The organism is Streptomyces sp. NPDC093598, from assembly GCF_044764825.1.
GTDB lineage: Bacteria > Actinomycetota > Actinomycetes > Streptomycetales > Streptomycetaceae > Streptomyces.
In genome coordinates this window covers 15296-29331 of record NZ_JBIWIV010000018.1, presented here as the reverse complement: position 1 = coordinate 29331, position 14036 = coordinate 15296, and the positions used below count along the sequence as shown (strand labels likewise).

Annotated in this window: 15 protein-coding genes; 9 read left to right on the top strand and 6 right to left on the bottom strand. The window is 72.4% G+C overall.

Going from position 1 to position 14036, the window contains the following annotated elements:
- The first annotated feature begins 81 nt into the window (after nucleotides 1-81).
- Complete coding sequence (locus ACIRDU_RS33705) at nucleotides 82-789, top strand: TetR/AcrR family transcriptional regulator (protein WP_403586844.1); 708 nt, start codon at nucleotides 82-84, stop codon at nucleotides 787-789.
- Between the two features lie 4 nt (nucleotides 790-793).
- Here ACIRDU_RS33705 and ACIRDU_RS33700 read toward each other — a convergent pair whose 3' ends face one another.
- On the bottom strand, nucleotides 794-1693 hold the full coding sequence (locus ACIRDU_RS33700; protein WP_403587094.1) for a LysR family transcriptional regulator ArgP: 900 nt from the start codon (nucleotides 1691-1693) through the stop codon (nucleotides 794-796).
- Between the two features lie 69 nt (nucleotides 1694-1762).
- On the opposite strand from ACIRDU_RS33700, the gene ACIRDU_RS33695 reads away from it, so the two are divergent.
- Together ACIRDU_RS33695 and ACIRDU_RS33690 are read left to right on the top strand one after the other, a co-directional pair.
- On the top strand, nucleotides 1763-2380 hold the full coding sequence (locus ACIRDU_RS33695; protein ID WP_403586842.1) for a LysE/ArgO family amino acid transporter: 618 nt from the start codon (nucleotides 1763-1765) through the stop codon (nucleotides 2378-2380).
- An 80-nt stretch (nucleotides 2381-2460) separates the two neighbouring features.
- The gene (locus tag ACIRDU_RS33690) at nucleotides 2461-3753 is read left to right on the top strand and encodes an MFS transporter (protein WP_403586839.1); all 1293 of its coding nucleotides are present in this window, start codon (nucleotides 2461-2463) and stop codon (nucleotides 3751-3753) included.
- A gap of 4 nt (nucleotides 3754-3757) precedes the next feature.
- On the opposite strand, the gene ACIRDU_RS33685 is transcribed toward ACIRDU_RS33690, so the two are convergent.
- The 3 genes from ACIRDU_RS33685 to ACIRDU_RS33675 all read right to left on the bottom strand — a co-directional run bounded on the left by ACIRDU_RS33685 (nucleotide 3758) and on the right by ACIRDU_RS33675 (nucleotide 6262).
- Entirely contained in the window at nucleotides 3758-4213 is a 456-nt protein-coding gene (locus tag ACIRDU_RS33685; protein WP_403586836.1) for a cyclic nucleotide-binding domain-containing protein, read from the bottom strand.
- Nucleotides 4214-4492: 279 nt separating this feature from the next.
- On the bottom strand, nucleotides 4493-5971 hold the full coding sequence (locus ACIRDU_RS33680; RefSeq protein ID WP_403586835.1) for an aminotransferase class I/II-fold pyridoxal phosphate-dependent enzyme: 1479 nt from the start codon (nucleotides 5969-5971) through the stop codon (nucleotides 4493-4495).
- A gap of 69 nt (nucleotides 5972-6040) precedes the next feature.
- Nucleotides 6041-6262 (bottom strand): hypothetical protein, encoded by a 222-nt coding sequence (locus ACIRDU_RS33675; RefSeq protein WP_403586832.1) that lies wholly within the window; start codon nucleotides 6260-6262, stop codon nucleotides 6041-6043.
- A 267-nt stretch (nucleotides 6263-6529) separates the two neighbouring features.
- Here ACIRDU_RS33675 and ACIRDU_RS33670 point away from each other — a divergent pair, with 267 nt between their 5' ends.
- The 6 genes from ACIRDU_RS33670 to ACIRDU_RS33645 all read left to right on the top strand — a co-directional run bounded on the left by ACIRDU_RS33670 (nucleotide 6530) and on the right by ACIRDU_RS33645 (nucleotide 10259).
- Complete coding sequence (locus ACIRDU_RS33670; protein WP_403586829.1) at nucleotides 6530-6964, top strand: ATP-binding protein; 435 nt, start codon at nucleotides 6530-6532, stop codon at nucleotides 6962-6964.
- Nucleotides 6965-7164: 200 nt separating this feature from the next.
- Nucleotides 7165-8028, top strand: coding sequence for an RNA polymerase sigma factor SigF (locus tag ACIRDU_RS33665; protein WP_403586827.1), 864 nt, complete (start codon nucleotides 7165-7167; stop codon nucleotides 8026-8028).
- 30 nt (nucleotides 8029-8058) lie between these two features.
- Nucleotides 8059-8322: a DUF5133 domain-containing protein gene (locus ACIRDU_RS33660; RefSeq protein ID WP_403586825.1), complete on the top strand. Its 264-nt coding sequence runs from the start codon at nucleotides 8059-8061 to the stop codon at nucleotides 8320-8322.
- 114 nt (nucleotides 8323-8436) lie between these two features.
- Nucleotides 8437-8826 carry a hypothetical protein gene (locus tag ACIRDU_RS33655; protein WP_403586821.1) on the top strand — a complete coding sequence of 130 codons (390 nt, stop codon included), beginning with the start codon at nucleotides 8437-8439 and terminating at the stop codon, nucleotides 8824-8826.
- A gap of 133 nt (nucleotides 8827-8959) precedes the next feature.
- Nucleotides 8960-9796 carry a DUF1206 domain-containing protein gene (locus tag ACIRDU_RS33650; protein ID WP_403586818.1) on the top strand — a complete coding sequence of 279 codons (837 nt, stop codon included), beginning with the start codon at nucleotides 8960-8962 and terminating at the stop codon, nucleotides 9794-9796.
- Nucleotides 9797-9824: 28 nt separating this feature from the next.
- A complete protein-coding gene (locus ACIRDU_RS33645) occupies nucleotides 9825-10259 on the top strand; it encodes a hypothetical protein (RefSeq protein WP_062924908.1) in 435 nt (144 codons plus the stop codon).
- A 31-nt stretch (nucleotides 10260-10290) separates the two neighbouring features.
- Here the strand turns inward: ACIRDU_RS33645 and ACIRDU_RS33640 are convergent, their stop codons facing one another.
- Nucleotides 10291-12528: an FUSC family protein gene (locus ACIRDU_RS33640; protein ID WP_403586815.1), complete on the bottom strand. Its 2238-nt coding sequence runs from the start codon at nucleotides 12526-12528 to the stop codon at nucleotides 10291-10293.
- Nucleotides 12529-12610: 82 nt separating this feature from the next.
- Nucleotides 12611-13981, bottom strand: coding sequence for an NAD(P)/FAD-dependent oxidoreductase (locus tag ACIRDU_RS33635; RefSeq protein WP_403586812.1), 1371 nt, complete (start codon nucleotides 13979-13981; stop codon nucleotides 12611-12613).
- Nucleotides 13982-14036 lie beyond the last annotated feature (55 nt).

Here is a 14036-nt window from a genome sequence, read left to right as displayed (position 1 = left end):
CCGAGTGTCGTAAGGTCAATGGCGTTGGCATAAGGGGAGGCGCCGTCGCCCCCCGGCCGGACATCGAGGAAGGATTCCGCTGTGCCCAAGCCCGTGGTGCCCGAGGAGAAGCGCCGCCGGCGCAGGCCCACCAAGAGCGGCACCGTGCTGTCCGAGGAACTGATCGTCGAGACCGCGCTGCGCATGCTGCGCGAACACGGCAGCGCGGGACTGACCGCCCGCCGGCTGGGCCTCGCCCTGGACGCCGACCCGAGCACGCTCTACCGGTACTTCCGGGGCATGGACGACCTGACCCTCGCCATCGGCGACGCGCTCATCGGCCAGGCGCTGGAGGGCTGGCGGGCCACGGGGGAGTGGCGGGCGGACCTGCGGTCCTTCGGGCTGCGCATCCACGCCGCCTATCTCGCCCATCCCCAGGCCGCCCTGCTGACCACGAACCGGGTCACGGGCCGGGCCCACGAGCTGGCCGCCGACGAGGCCGTCCTGGACGTCCTGCGCACGGCCGGTTTCCCGCTTGCCGACACCGTGCGCATCTACCACGCCTTCATCGACCAGACCCTTGCCTTCGCCGCGCTGGACGCCGCCTCACTGGCGCTGCCCAGCGACTCGCTGCACGCCGACGAGGACATGTGGCGCTCGACGTACGCCCACTTGCCCGCCACCACCCATCCCCGCATCGCCGAGGCGGCGCCCCTGCTCGCCACCCGCATGCTCACCAGCGCCTATCCGACGGCCCTGGAGATGCTGCTGGACAGCGCGGCGGCCCGGCTGGAGGGCATCAGGGCCTGAGGTGTCAGGCGCGCAGCGCTGCCGCCGCGGTCCGCGTCACCGTCCGTGCCACCTGCGCCAGCGCCGGCGAGTCGAGCTTCCACTGCTGCCAGTACAGCGGCACGTCGACCGTGCGGCCCGGGGCGATGCCGACGAGCCGGCCGGCGCGCAGCAGGGGGTCCGCCTGGGCCTCCGGCACCAGGCCCCAGCCCAGCCCGGCGGCGACGGCCTCGACGAAACCCTCCGACGTCGGCACGTAATGCCGCAGCGCGCTCGCGCCACTGCGCCCCCTGGTGAGCCCACGGACGAATCCGTCCTGGAAATCGTCCCGCCGGTCGAAGACCACCACGGGCACTTCCGTGAGTGCCTGTGCCAGGGGCCCAGCGAGATGGCGGGCGGCGAAGTCCGGCGCGGCCACGGGGAGGTAGCGCATCCGCCCGAGCGAGCGCACGGAGCAGCCCGGCACGGGGTCCGGCGAGGACGTCACCGCGGCCATCACCACGCCCTCCCGCAACAGTGCCGCCGTGTGGTCCTCGTCCTCGCGGCGCAGCTCGAAGCAGAGCCTCAGCTCCTGCGGCACGCGCGAGAGCACGGGCAGGAACCAGGTGGCCAGTGAGTCCGCGTTCACCGCGACCGACACCCGGATCGGCTCCCCTTCGCCGCTCAGCCCGAGCTCCGCGTAGGCGTCGTGCTCCAGCCGCGCCACCTGGCGGGCCAGCCGGACCAGCACCTCGCCCGACTCCGTCGGCCGCACCGGCTTGGTCCGCAGCAGCAGGACCCGCCCCGTGCGCTGCTCAAGGGCCTTCACCCGCTGGCTGATCGCCGACGGCGTCACATGCAGCGCGGCCGCCGCCGCGTCGAACGTGCCCTCGTCCACGACGGCGAGCAGGGTCCGCACCTGGTCCAGCGGCAGATCGGTCATCATCACGCGCGCTAATGATACGTAAGAATCCTTAGCTGGACCCTGATGGGAGGCGCCCGTAGCGTCGACGCCATGACCAGCACCTTCACCGTCGGCGCCGCCGGTTTCGGCACCGGACTGTCCCTCATCGTCGCCATCGGCGCCCAGAACGCCTTCGTCCTGCGCCAGGGCATCCGCCGCCAGGCCGTTCTCGCCGTGGTCGCCATCTGCGCCCTGTCGGACGCGGCGCTCATCGCGCTCGGGGTCGGCGGGGTCGGCGCGGTGGTGGTGAAGTGGCCGGGCGCGCTGACGGCGGTCGGCTGGATCGGCGGCGCGTTCCTGCTGGGCTACGGAGCCCTGGCCGCCCGCCGGGTGTTCCGGCCCGGCGGCGACGCGCTGCGGACGGAGGGGGAGGCGACCGGATCGGTGCGCCGGGCCGTGCTCACCTGCCTGGCGATGACCTGGCTCAACCCGCACGTCTACCTCGACACGGTCTTCCTGCTGGGCTCCGTCGCCGCCGACCACGGCGCACTGCGCTGGACGTTCGGCCTCGGGGCGGTGCTGGCCAGCCTGTGCTGGTTCACCGCCCTCGGTTTCGGCGCCCGGACACTCGGCCGGTTCCTCGCCGAGCCCGCGGCCTGGCGCGTCCTGGACGGCCTGGTCGCCGCCACCATGATCGTGCTCGGTGCCGTGCTCATCACCGGAAGCTGAGACCGGCCGCCGAGCGAACGGCGGCTGGTGCGATAGTGATCCCCGCCCGAAAGATGTAGCGAGCATCGAGGAAGCGGCGCGTGGACACGAGCGAGAGCACGACCGAAGAGCGGGAGCCCGGGCCGGGGGCGCCCCGGCGGCGCGGCCGGCGGCGCTGGGCCATGGATACCCGCCCCCTGCGCCGTCCCGCCTACCGGCGGCTGTGGGGCTCGACCATCGTCACGGCCGTCGGCAGCCAGCTCACCGCCGTCGCCGTGCCCAAGCAGATCTACGACATCACCGGCTCCTCTGCCTGGGTGGGCGCCGCGAGCCTGGCCGGCCTCGTGCCCCTGATCGTGTTCGCGCTGTGGGGCGGGGCGATCGCCGACACCATGGACCGGCGCAGGCTGCTGCTGATCACCAACACCGGTATCGCCGTCACCTCGCTGCTGTTCTGGCTCCAGGCCTTCGCCGGCCTGGAGTCGGTGGCGGCGCTCATGCTGCTGCTCGCGGTGCAGCAGGCCTTCTGGGGTCTGAACGCACCGGCCCGCAACGCCTCCATCGCCCGGCTGGTCCCCGAGGACGAACTGCCCGCCGCGGGCGCCCTCGGCTCGACGGTGATGCAGACCGGGCAGGTGGCCGGCCCCCTGCTCGCGGGCGCCCTCATCCCCGTCATCGGCCTGCCCGAGCTGTACCTCGTCGACGCGCTGGCCCTGTGTGTGACGGTGTGGGCGGTGTACCGGCTGCCCTCACTGCCGCCCCTGGCCGGCACGGCGGTGCGGCGGGCCGGCGTGAAGGAGATCGCCGCCGGTTTCCGCTACGTCTCCGGGCACACCGTGCTGCTGCTGTCCTTCCTCGCGGACATCGTCGCCATGGTCCTCGGCATGCCCCGCGCCCTGTTCCCGCAGCTCGCCTCCCAGACCTACGCCCCGTACGGCGAAGGGCTCGCGCTGGGCCTGCTGTTCGCGGCGATCCCCATCGGCGCCGTGCTCGGCGGCCTGTTCTCCGGCACCTTCTCCCGGGCCCGGCGGCACGGCTGGATGGTCATCGGGGCGGTGGTCGCCTGGGGCGTGGCCATCACGGGCTTCGGGCTGAGCCGCAACCTCTGGGTCGCGGTGGCGTTCCTCGCCCTCGCCGGGGTGGCCGACATGGTCTCCATGGTCTTCCGCGGGGCGATCCTGCTGTCCGCCGCCACCGACGAGATGCGCGGGCGCATGCAGGGCGTCTTCACCGTCGTCGTGGCGGGCGGCCCGCGCCTGGCCGACGTGCTGCACGGCACCGCGGGCTCCGCCGTCGGCCCCCGCACCGCCGTCGTGGGCGGCGGACTGCTGGTCGTCGCCGTGATGCTGGTCCTGGCCGCCGCCGTACCGGCACTGCGGCGCTACCGCGTCTGACGTCTCACAGGGCTCCGCGCCGGTGCAGTGTGTACTGCTCCATCAGCTTGCCCCGGGTCATCTCCAGCCGGTGGGCGAGCACCTCGGCGACGTTGCGCACCAGCATCATCCCCAGCTCCGGGTCCTCCTCGCACAGCCCCAGCACGGCCCGCGCGTCGAACTCGTAGGCCCGCACCGGGCTGAACGCCACCGCGCCGAAGTCCCAGGTGTACGGCGGGAACAGCCAGGACCAGCCGAGCAGGTCGCCCGCGCCGAGGCTGGCCACGGTCACCCGCTGCAAAGAGTTCACCTGCTGGTCGAGGGAGACGGCGCCGGAGCGGATGACCCAGAAGCGGTCGGCCGGGCCGTCCGCCTCGAAGATCCGGGCGTCCTCGGGGAAGGACACCTCCCGGGCGAGCGTCATCAGACGCTGCCGCTGGGGCGGAGGCAGGGCGGTCAGGAGTTTGATCGCTTTGGTCATGCGGAGCTCCTCGCCGGGCGGTCGACTGCGGTGCTGTCCCTATGCCCATTTCAGCGGCTGCCGGACCCGTGGGCACCTCGGCGTAGGAGACTTCTTCCCACCGGTCGCCCGGGCATGAAGAAGCCCTGGCTGGACGGGGAGACCAGCCAGGGCAGCAAGCGGTGATGCGGAGGACGAGGGGTCCACTCCGTCACCACGTATGGATGAACGGTAAACCATCCAGGGGGTGTGCGCGCCACTCGAAACCGGGTTGCGTGACCTGTTTCACTTTTCGATGGGTCACCGCCGGCTCTCGTCGAGCACCCGGACCTTCTCCAGCCCGGGATCCTCGGGGTCGGGCAGATGCATGCCCGCGTCCAGCCCCGTCCGCAGATACGCCAGCACCGGCTCGGTCAGGCGCTCACCGGGAAGGACCGCGGGGATGCCGGGAGGATACGGCGTGATCATCTCGGCCGCGATCCGCCCGGCCGCCTCGGCCACCGGCACGGTCTCGGCCGGGCCGAAGAACGCGTCACGGGGCAGTACCGCCTGCTCCATCCGCAGCTCTGTCGGCGACGGCACCTCCACGCGCGGCGCCCGGGGCAGGTCCGGGGCGGCCCGCGCGAGGTCCCGCAGCGCCTCCAGCAACTGCCCGGTGGTCTCCCGGTCGTCGCCATGGGTGATCTGCGCGCCGATCCGGCGGTGGTCCACCAGATGCGCGTCGATGTGCCGGTGCTCCCGCAGCCAGTCCGCCGCCTGGAAGCCGGTGATCCCCAGTCCGGTGAGGTCGATGACGCCGGGCAGCGGGTCGAGGTCGTCGGACAGGCCCGGGCCGCAGAAGTCGTCCCGGTCGTTGACGTGCAGTCCGTCGATCTCCTCGATGGCGGCCCGGACGTCGGCAGCGAGGTCCAGCGCACCGCCCATCAGTTTCTCGCCGTGCAGGGCCATCTGCCGCCGCCAGCCGTCCAGGCCCGCGAAGATCAGTACCGAGGGGCTGGTGGTCCCCAGCAGATCCGCGCGCATCCCCAGCAGCTCAGGCGGCACCAGATCGCCCTGGAGATGGAAGACCGATCCCTGCTCCAGACCGCTGCCCATCTTGTGGATGCTGGTCACGCAGATGTCCGCGCCCGCGTCCATCGCCCAGGACGGCAGATCGGGGTGGAACGGCAGATGCGCACCCCATGCCTCGTCGACGATCAGCGGCCGTGAGCGGCGGTGGCAGACGTCGGCGATCGCCCGCAGGTCCGCGCAGCCGCCGTACGGCGTGGGACTCGTGACCAGCGCGCCGCGCGTGTCCGGATGCGCGTCGAAAGCCCGGTCGAACTCCTCGGCGGACGGGGGATGGGCGAGGTTGCGCTCGGCGTCCCATCGGGGTTCGACCCAGACGGGCTCGACACCGGAGATGATCAGCCCCGCCACCACCGACTTGTGGGCGTCGCGCCCGATCAGCAGCTTCTCGTGCGGCCCCGCGACCGACAGCATCGCGGCCTTCACCGACAGGGAACTGCCGCAGGTGCTGAAGAACGTGTGCTCGGCGTGCACCGCGTCCGCCATCAGCTCCTGGGCCCGTTGCAGCACCCGGCCCCGGGTGAGCCGGTCGTCCAGACCGCCCGAGGCCAGCACGTCCCCGTGGAACGCCGCGTCACCGAGGATCTCCCGGACCGCCGGATCCGTGCCGCGGGCCTGCTTGTGCCCGGGCGGGGTGAACGACAGGTGCCCCTTGCGCCGGTACTCGTCCAGGGCTTCCAGGACCGGTGCCCGCGTGTGGTCGACTGTCATGTGCACCGGGTTCCCGGCGTGTGCCCGCGCAATCCGGCCCGGCCCGCACCCTGCACCGGCCGCGCCCGGTCAGCCCTCCGGGGCGTGTTTGCCCGGACTCACGATCTCGTCAAGCACCCGCAGCACCGCCTCGTAGGACATCCGCCGCACGGTCGCGTCCCGGGCCCCTTGCGGGTCGGTCGCGTCCAGCTCCTCGCTCCTGGTCCGCCACGCTTGTTCCTCCTGCACCGCGCACTCCCTCGCCCGCTGGATGCGCCGCAGCAACTCGTCGGAATCCACCACATCAGTCATGCACACCGCGTACCCGCCCAGCGCGCGGAGATGGCACCGCCTCCCGGCCGTTCGAGGTGTTTTCGGGCCTTCCGGGCGCACCGGAGGTTTGCAGGTGCGGGGAGAGGTGAGCCGAAGAGTACGACCGCGGCGCTCGCGCGGTGCGCGCCCCGAAACGCCGCGGCAGGTCGAAGGAAGCAGCGGGTCCGCGGGCCCGGGCAGTCCCCTCGGACGCCACCGAACGCGGTCCGGACCCGGCAACCGTCTGTGCTGACAGGGAGCTTCAGAATGTGCGAGGAGCACGTGATCGAATCAGTGTTCGAGCCGCCCGGCGCCCACCGCGCCCGGCCGTCCAAACCCGCCGAGGCGCGCCGGGCGGTGGAGCGAGCCGTGGCCGAGCGCTGCCGGGCCACCCACACCCCGTGCGACAGCAACGCCCTGTCCGACGCGCTGCTCGTCGTCTCGGAGCTGACGACCAACGCGATCCTGCACGGCGGCGGCGTCACCGACTTCCAGGTCGACATCGACGGCCCCGGCGTACGCGTCTCGGTGAGCGACCGCAGTGACGCGCTGCCCGTGACGGCGCCCCGCACCGACCCGCACGGGCGACTGCGGCACGGCGGCCACGGCTGGCCCATCGTCTGCCGGCTCGCCCGCGACGTCCGTGTGTCGGACCTGCCCGCCGGGGGCAAGTGCATCACCGCCGTCGTACCCCTGTCCTGAACGCCCGTGAGCGGCGCCCGAAAGATTGCTCAGCAAAGCGGAGTTTGTTCCACCGGGGGCAGGGCAGACGCAATTTCGTGCTTCGGACCGGAGGCGCGCCAGCGGGAGCGGTATGGCTGCCCCGGAGGCCCTCCAGGCGTATCCGGGCAGCGACCTTCCCGCGGTCAGTCCCTGAAACCACCGTTCAGGAGCGAATCCGCATGCTCATCGAAACGCCCACCCATCGTCCCGGCACGCCCGAAACGACGACCACCGCTTCCCGGCGGCGTCACGACGACGCCCCCGACACCGCCGCCCTCTTCACCCGGATGGCGGAGCTGGAGGAGGGTCCCGAGCGGGAGGCCGTCCGCGACGAACTGGTCACCCTGTGGCTGCCCATGGCCCACCGCATCGCCGGCCGCTTCCGCGACCGCGGAGAGTCGATCGAGGACCTGCGGCAGGTCGCCGCACTGGGCCTGGTCAAGGCCATCGACCGGTTCGACCCGAGCCGGGGTGCCTTCGAAAGTTACGCCGTCCCCACCATCACCGGTGAGGTCAAGCGGCACTTCCGGGACCGCATGTGGGCCCTGCGAGTCCCCCGCCGTGTGCAGGAACTGCGCAACAAGGTGCGGGTGGCCCGCCGCGAACTCACCCAGAACCCGGGCAGCCCCGAGCCCTCCGTGGCGGACATCGCCACCCACACCGGCCTGACCGAGGAAGAGGTCAACGCCGGGCTCGAGGCCCTGGACAGCTTCAGCACCCTGTCGCTGGACGCCGAGCTCTCGGCCGACGACGACGGCTACAGCCTCGCGGACACCCTCGGCGCGGCCGACTCGTCCTACGACGTCGTCGTGGACCGCGAGTCCGCCAAGGAAGGCCTGCGCCGGCTGCCGGAACGCGAACGGGCCATCCTCTACATGCGCTTCTTCGAGGACATGACCCAGAGCCGTATCGCCGACCACCTCGGCATCTCCCAGATGCACGTCTCCCGCCTCATCAGCCGCAGCTGCGCCCGTGTGCGCGACGAGGTCATGGGGCAGCGGACGGGCACCCGGGGGAGCGGCGGCCCCTCCACCACGGCCTGACCATCCGACCCCACGAGGAGCGAAACGACCATGCTGAGGCCCCATCCCGTCGTGCTGCGCCGACTCGTCGACGAGTACGAGGCCCTGGCCGCCGCCGAGGCCGTCCGCGGACCGGCGGAGCTGAACCCCAGGGCACGCGACCTGGCGTACACGTTGTGCGTGTCCACCGGCACCCGGGACGTCAAGCGCGCCCTGGAAGCCGCCCACCAGTGGCTCGCGGCCGCACCCGCACCGGTCCGCGAACCCGCTGCGGCGACCACCGGACAGCGCATGCCTGCCAGGGAGCCAGCCTGATCCGCGTGTGCCGCTGACGCGACGGGAAAGACGAGGCGGAACGAGGGCCCGGCCGACGGCGGAAGCCGCGGCCGGGCCCGTTCGCGTCATGCCACCGACACCCCGGGGAGTCTCATGTCCACAGCAGGGCGGGCGGCGGCCGCCGACGGCGACGGCGAGCTGGAGCGCTCGCGCGCCGAGGTGCGCGACCTGCGGGCCCGGGCCCGCGTCCGCGGGCCGGACCGGACCTTCAGACAGGCGCACCGGTCCGGTTCCGGCAGCCGCGGTGCCGTCCTGAGCGTGCCCCTGACGACCGCGTCCGGGCTGTGCGTCGGCATGGTCTCGGCTCATATGGACCGGCCTCTGCACGGACTGACGGCGGCACAGACCAAGGCCCTCGACACCGTCGGCGGCCAGGCGGGCCGCTGGCTCGCCTGGCACGACCGCACGGTGGTCCTGGACGCCTTGGAGCACCTGCACGCCCTCGGCCGCGCCGGCCGGGGAGCGAGGTTCCGGCGGTTTTGAGTCCGTTACGGAAGGGGCGCCGCCGTACCGCTGTGGAAACAGCACCCGGCCCGGAACCGGAACCCCCTGGTCCGGGGACTGCGCCGGGTGTGTGGACGCCGACCCGGGGCATCCGGACTCCCGGGAGGTCGACATGAACACGAGTGCGATGGCACAGAGCGGTCGGTTCCGGGCCCGGCGGATGGCGCGGGGTTCGGTCACCGAGGGGGCGGCGCGGGCGGGCTTCGCCGCCCGGGGCGTGATCTATCTGCTCGTCGGAGCGCTGGCCCTGCAGATCGCCTTCGGCGACACCGGCCGGCAGGCCGACCGCGGGGGAGCGCTCCAGGAACTGGCACAGAAGCCGTTCGGCGCGGTGCTGCTGTGGGCGCTGGGCATCGGACTGGTCGGCATGGCCCTGTGGCGGCTGTCCGAAGCGCTCTTCGGCTCGGTCGGCAAGGACGGCCGCAGCCCCCGCAAGCGGCTGATGGCGACGGCCCGCTTCGCGTTCTACGTCTTCGTCGCCTACTCGGTGCTGTCCTTCGCGATCAGCCGCCACCAGAGCGGCGGATCCAGTGACCAGCAGTCCCGGGACGCCACGGCCAGGGTCTTGGAGATCCCCGCCGGGCAGTGGCTGGTCGGAGCCGTCGGGATAGCGATCGTCGTGGCCGGCGGCTGGATCGCCGTACGCGCGGTGCTGCGCAAGTACCACGACAAGCTCCGGCTGGGGCAGATGAGCCGCCGCACGCGGCAGCTGGTGGACGTCACCGGCGTGGCCGGCGGCGCGGCCCGCGGCCTGGTCTTCGCGGTGGCCGGCGTCTTCGCCGTCCGCGCCGCCATCGACTACGAACCCGACCGGACCAAGGGCCTGGACGACACCCTGCGCTCCTTCGCCGACACCCCGCTCGGCCCCTGGCTGCTGGTCTGCGTCGCCGCCGGGCTGGTGCTCTTCGGAGTGTTCTCCTTCGCCATGGCCCGGTGGCGACGCGTCTGAGCCGCGTCTCGTGGGGAACACGATGCGAATGAGCGATTCCGAGATTCCGCATGGCGACGGCCGGCCCGTGGACGTGTACTTGGACCTCCTGCGCATCCGGATGGACACGGAGGACTACCGGCTACTGATGCGCGCGGTGGAACCGGTCCTCGAGGCGATCGAAGAGGAACGCCTGTCCAGCCTCGACTTCGCGCTCGACTCCGGGCCCGACGACGAACTCCCCCAGGAGGTCCGTGACGAGGTGGCCCTCGTCATCGCCACCGCCGTCACCGGCCGCCTGGACAACGAAGTGGTCGAACTCCACGTCGACGACACCGGCCCGGTCCGGATCGTCACGGACGCCACCACCGCGTCCGACCCGATCCGACTCGGCGAGATAGCCGACTACATCCGGGACCGGCACAAGCAGACCGAGGAACTGCGGGGCATCGCCGAGGTGAGCGGGCTGCCCACGGACTTCTGACGGGCAGCGGCTCTCGGCCCTCGGGCGGCTCTCACCCCTTGGGCGCCGTCACCGGCACGCCCAGCGGCCGGGCGAGGCCCACCACCGCCTCGTCCAGCCGCTCCAGATGCCGCAGCACACGGTCGGTGATCCGGCCGTAGCGCGGCGTGCCGGCGTCGGACCCCAGCAGGGAGGCGATGCTCGGCCCGGTCTCCACCTGCGCGCCCGCGTGCTCGTCGGCCACCCGGGCCGCGATGGACTCGATGTTGCGCACTGTGCGCCCGGCGGCCCCCCGCAGTCGCGGATCCGCCGCGATCGAGGGATGCGTGGGCAGCAGCTCGGCGGTCGCCGCCAGCGTCCGCGCGTGGTACGCGCACGTCTCCAGCAGCGCCACCACGTAACGGGCCGTGTGGCGCCGGGTCCGCAACGGCGTGACCGGGTGGATCAGCGGCTGCGTCGCGGCCCGCAGATCGGCCAGCGCCTGGTCCAGGTCGCGCGCCTTGTCCAGCAGCTCCTCCGCCGGTCCGCCACTGAGCTGGCCGACCGCGGCCTCGGTGACCTCGGCCAGCCGCTCCAGCACGGTGCCGAGCAACTCGTTCGTACGGCGGTCCGTCCGCACCGGCAGGACCAGGGCAGCCGCGACCACCCCGCAGGCCGCGCCGAGCGCCGTCTCCTCGATCCGCAGCACGAGCACGTCGAGGCTGTAGGTGTGCAGCAGCGTGTACAACAGCCCCAGCATCGCGGTGACGAAGAACGACATCAGGGTGTACGACAGCGGCGCCGTGTAGAACATGGCGAAGATCAGCACCATGACCAGGGCGAACGCCGTCCAGGTGTGTCTGCCGACCAGCCCCGCCAGGACGATGCCGGCCACCACGCCGAACACCGTGCCCAGCAGCCGCCGGTACCCCTTGACCAGGATCTCGCCCGTCGAGGCGGTGTTGAGGAAAACGATCCAGCACGTCAGCACCGCCCAGTACCAGCGCTGCGTGGACAGCAGCTCGCCGCCGATGATCGCCAGCGAGGACCCGACGGCGACCTGCACCGCCGCACGGGTGGTGGGCCGCCGCAGCCCCGTCTGCTCGTCCTGCGCCGGTTCCTCGCCGCCGCCGTCGATCGCGGCGTCCTCGGCGTCCAGTTCCTCGCGGGAGCGGGCCGTCGCGGGGGTGTCGTCCGACTCGTCCTGCGGGCCGTCCAGCGCGATCCGCAGCCCGAGCACCGCGCGGGCCGACTCGCCGATCCCGCGGAAGACGTCCTGGACGGCGGCCGACGCGGGCGGCAGATTCTCCTCGTCCCGGTAGCCGAGGAGCCGGTTGCGCACATGGGCCAGCCCGGTGCCCGTGTCGCCGCTGCCGGCCCGCAGCACCAGGGCGTGCAGCGCCTGCAGATCGCGGCGGAGCGTGGCACCCGCTTCGTCCGGCACAGCCGGCCCCGCGACCGACGGGGCGGGCGCGCCCGGCAGGTGCAGGGTCAGCGTGTCGGCCCGTTCGGCGGTGCGGGCGGTCAGCAGCAGCAGGCCGAGCCGCTCGGCGGCGATCTCGGCGTCCGCGATCCTGCGCTGCACCAGCCGCGCCGCCGACTCGTCCGGGGTGCCCTCCTCCAGCCGCCCCTGGATCATCATCGCCGTCTCGTGGAGCCGCGCGGTGCCCTCACGCACGGACTCCAGCGCCTTGTCCATCGCGTCCGCGGGAGCGTCGAGGAGTTCCAGCTGCGCGGCGACCAGCTGGGCAAGCCGCGCGCGGAAGGCCAGGCGCAGCCGCAGCAGCACACCTGTGGGCGTCGCGGGCACGACCGCGAAGCGCATCAGGGCGCTGGAGCAGAACGCCAGGGCCATGGCACCGCACAGCGCGGGCAGCGTGGAAACGGTGGCGCCGACGAACAGGGACAGGAAGTAGACCTGGAAGCCGATCAGTCCGAGCGCGGTGCCCCGGTCGCCGAACCGGCGGCCGTAGACCGCGCAGAAGATCAGGACGACGAAGAAGGCGTCACCGACGACGAGACGCGTGTTGAGCACCGCGCCCAGGGACACCGAGGCCAAGGCCACCGGCAGCCCCAGCGCCAGCGTCACGGCCTGCGCGGCCGGCTGCTTCTCCCGGATGGCGAAGGTGGCGACCATCGCCGCCATGGCCCCCGCCACCAGAAGGTGCACATCGACCCGCAGCAGGGAGAGCACGGCCAGGGTGAGGGCGATCGCGCCGACCGTCCGCAACCCGGCCGTCAGACGCAGCAGTCCGGGGTCGGACGCCGCGATCCGGTCCCGCACCCGTGCCCGCACCGCCGCTGCCCTCACGCCGCCGCACTCTCTCCCTGCTCACGCCAAGATCCGAATCTCAGCATGACATGCCACGAGCGCGAGCTCCCGCCCGGCCCGGTCACTCCGGGCGGCGGGACCCCTCGACCTGCTCCCGGACCTGTTCCGGCGTCAGGTAGGCGTCGGTGTACTCGAAGTCCTTCAGGCGCGCGGCCTTGCGGGCCTGGAAGCCGGTTCGTACGAAGTCGTCACCGGCGACCGCGTTGAGCAGCCAGTTCGTCATCACCCGCGTCTTGGCCACGTTGGTGCGCAGCGCCGACCAGTGGTAGCCGCGGGCCACGGCCTGGGCGGGCAGCCCGCGCAGTTCGATGCCCAGCGGCTTGGAGACCGCGTCGGTGCCGCCGAGGTCGACGACGAGACCGAGGTCCTTGTGGACGTACGGCTTCATCGACTGGCCCCGCAGCGACGCGATGACGTTGTCGGCGACGTGCTTGCCCTGCCGCAGCGCGTGCTGCGCGGTGGGCGGGCACATGGCCCCGTCCCCCTTGGCCAGGTCGGGCACGGCGGCCGAGTCGCCGAGCGCGAACACCCCGTCGTTGCCCGGCAGGTTCATCTCGGGGGCGACCGCGAGCCGCCCCTTGACCGTCTCCGCGCCGAGCGTGGCGATGAGCGGGCTGGCGACGACCCCGGCGGTCCAGATGAGCGTGCGGGTCGGCACCACCCGCCCGTCGGTGAAGGTGACCTCCTCGGGGCCCGCCTTCGCGATGGAGGTGCCCAGGGAGATGTCGATACCCCGCCGGCGCAGGATCTCCTGCGCGCTGCTGCCGAGCTTCTCGCCCAGCTCCGGCATCAGCTTCGGCGCGATGTCGATCAGATGCCACTTGATCAGACCCGGGTCCAGCCGCGGGTAGCGCTTGACCGCCGCGTGCGTCAGCCGCTGGAGGCACGCCGCGGTCTCGGTGCCCGCGTAACCGCCGCCGACCACCACGAACTGCAGCCGCGAGGCCCGCTCCACGGGGTCCTGGCTCGCGTCCGCCAAATCCAGCTGCGAGATGACGTGGTCACGGATGTACGCCGCCTCGGCGAGCGTCTTCATCCCGAACGCGTGGTCCGTCAGCCCCGGGATGTCGAAGGTGCGGGTGATGCTGCCGGGCGCCAGCACGATGTAGTCGTACGGCTCGTTGACGATCTCGTCGGTGATGGTGCGGATGACGCAGACCTTGGACTTCAGGTCCACGCCGATGGCACCGCCCGGAATGATCCGCGTGCGGTACTTCTTGCTGCGCCGCAGGGAGACGGCGATCGACTGCGGCGTCAGCACGCCGGAGGCGACCTGGGGGAGCAACGGCAGGTAGAGCTGGTAGGCGAACGGCGTCACCAATGTGACGTCGGCCTCGTCCGGGGAGAGTTTCCGTTCCAGACGGCGGACGCACTCCACGCCGGCGAAGCCTGCGCCAACCACCAGGATCCTGGGTCGTGTCACGGTGTTCATCCCTTTCTGCGGCTCCAGGCGGTCTGCCTCGAACGCCTTCCGACTGCCCCTGGAT

What these genes read in the sequence shown, in the direction of transcription:
- ACIRDU_RS33645 (WP_062924908.1), top strand. Translation starts at nt 9,825, where the DNA reads ATGAGCGATTCCGAGATTCCGCATGGCGACGGCCGGCCCGTGGACGTG.
- ACIRDU_RS33635 (WP_403586812.1), bottom strand. Translation starts at nt 13,981, where the DNA reads ATGAACACCGTGACACGACCCAGGATCCTGGTGGTTGGCGCAGGCTTC.
- ACIRDU_RS33675 (WP_403586832.1), bottom strand. Translation starts at nt 6,262, where the DNA reads ATGACTGATGTGGTGGATTCCGACGAGTTGCTGCGGCGCATCCAGCGG.
- ACIRDU_RS33695 (WP_403586842.1), top strand. Translation starts at nt 1,763, where the DNA reads ATGACCAGCACCTTCACCGTCGGCGCCGCCGGTTTCGGCACCGGACTG.
- ACIRDU_RS33660 (WP_403586825.1), top strand. Translation starts at nt 8,059, where the DNA reads ATGCTGAGGCCCCATCCCGTCGTGCTGCGCCGACTCGTCGACGAGTAC.
- ACIRDU_RS33700 (WP_403587094.1), bottom strand. Translation starts at nt 1,693, where the DNA reads ATGATGACCGATCTGCCGCTGGACCAGGTGCGGACCCTGCTCGCCGTC.
- ACIRDU_RS33650 (WP_403586818.1), top strand. Translation starts at nt 8,960, where the DNA reads ATGAACACGAGTGCGATGGCACAGAGCGGTCGGTTCCGGGCCCGGCGG.
- ACIRDU_RS33680 (WP_403586835.1), bottom strand. Translation starts at nt 5,971, where the DNA reads ATGACAGTCGACCACACGCGGGCACCGGTCCTGGAAGCCCTGGACGAG.
- ACIRDU_RS33670 (WP_403586829.1), top strand. Translation starts at nt 6,530, where the DNA reads ATGTGCGAGGAGCACGTGATCGAATCAGTGTTCGAGCCGCCCGGCGCC.
- ACIRDU_RS33685 (WP_403586836.1), bottom strand. Translation starts at nt 4,213, where the DNA reads ATGACCAAAGCGATCAAACTCCTGACCGCCCTGCCTCCGCCCCAGCGG.
- ACIRDU_RS33665 (WP_403586827.1), top strand. Translation starts at nt 7,165, where the DNA reads ATGCTCATCGAAACGCCCACCCATCGTCCCGGCACGCCCGAAACGACG.
- ACIRDU_RS33655 (WP_403586821.1), top strand. Translation starts at nt 8,437, where the DNA reads ATGTCCACAGCAGGGCGGGCGGCGGCCGCCGACGGCGACGGCGAGCTG.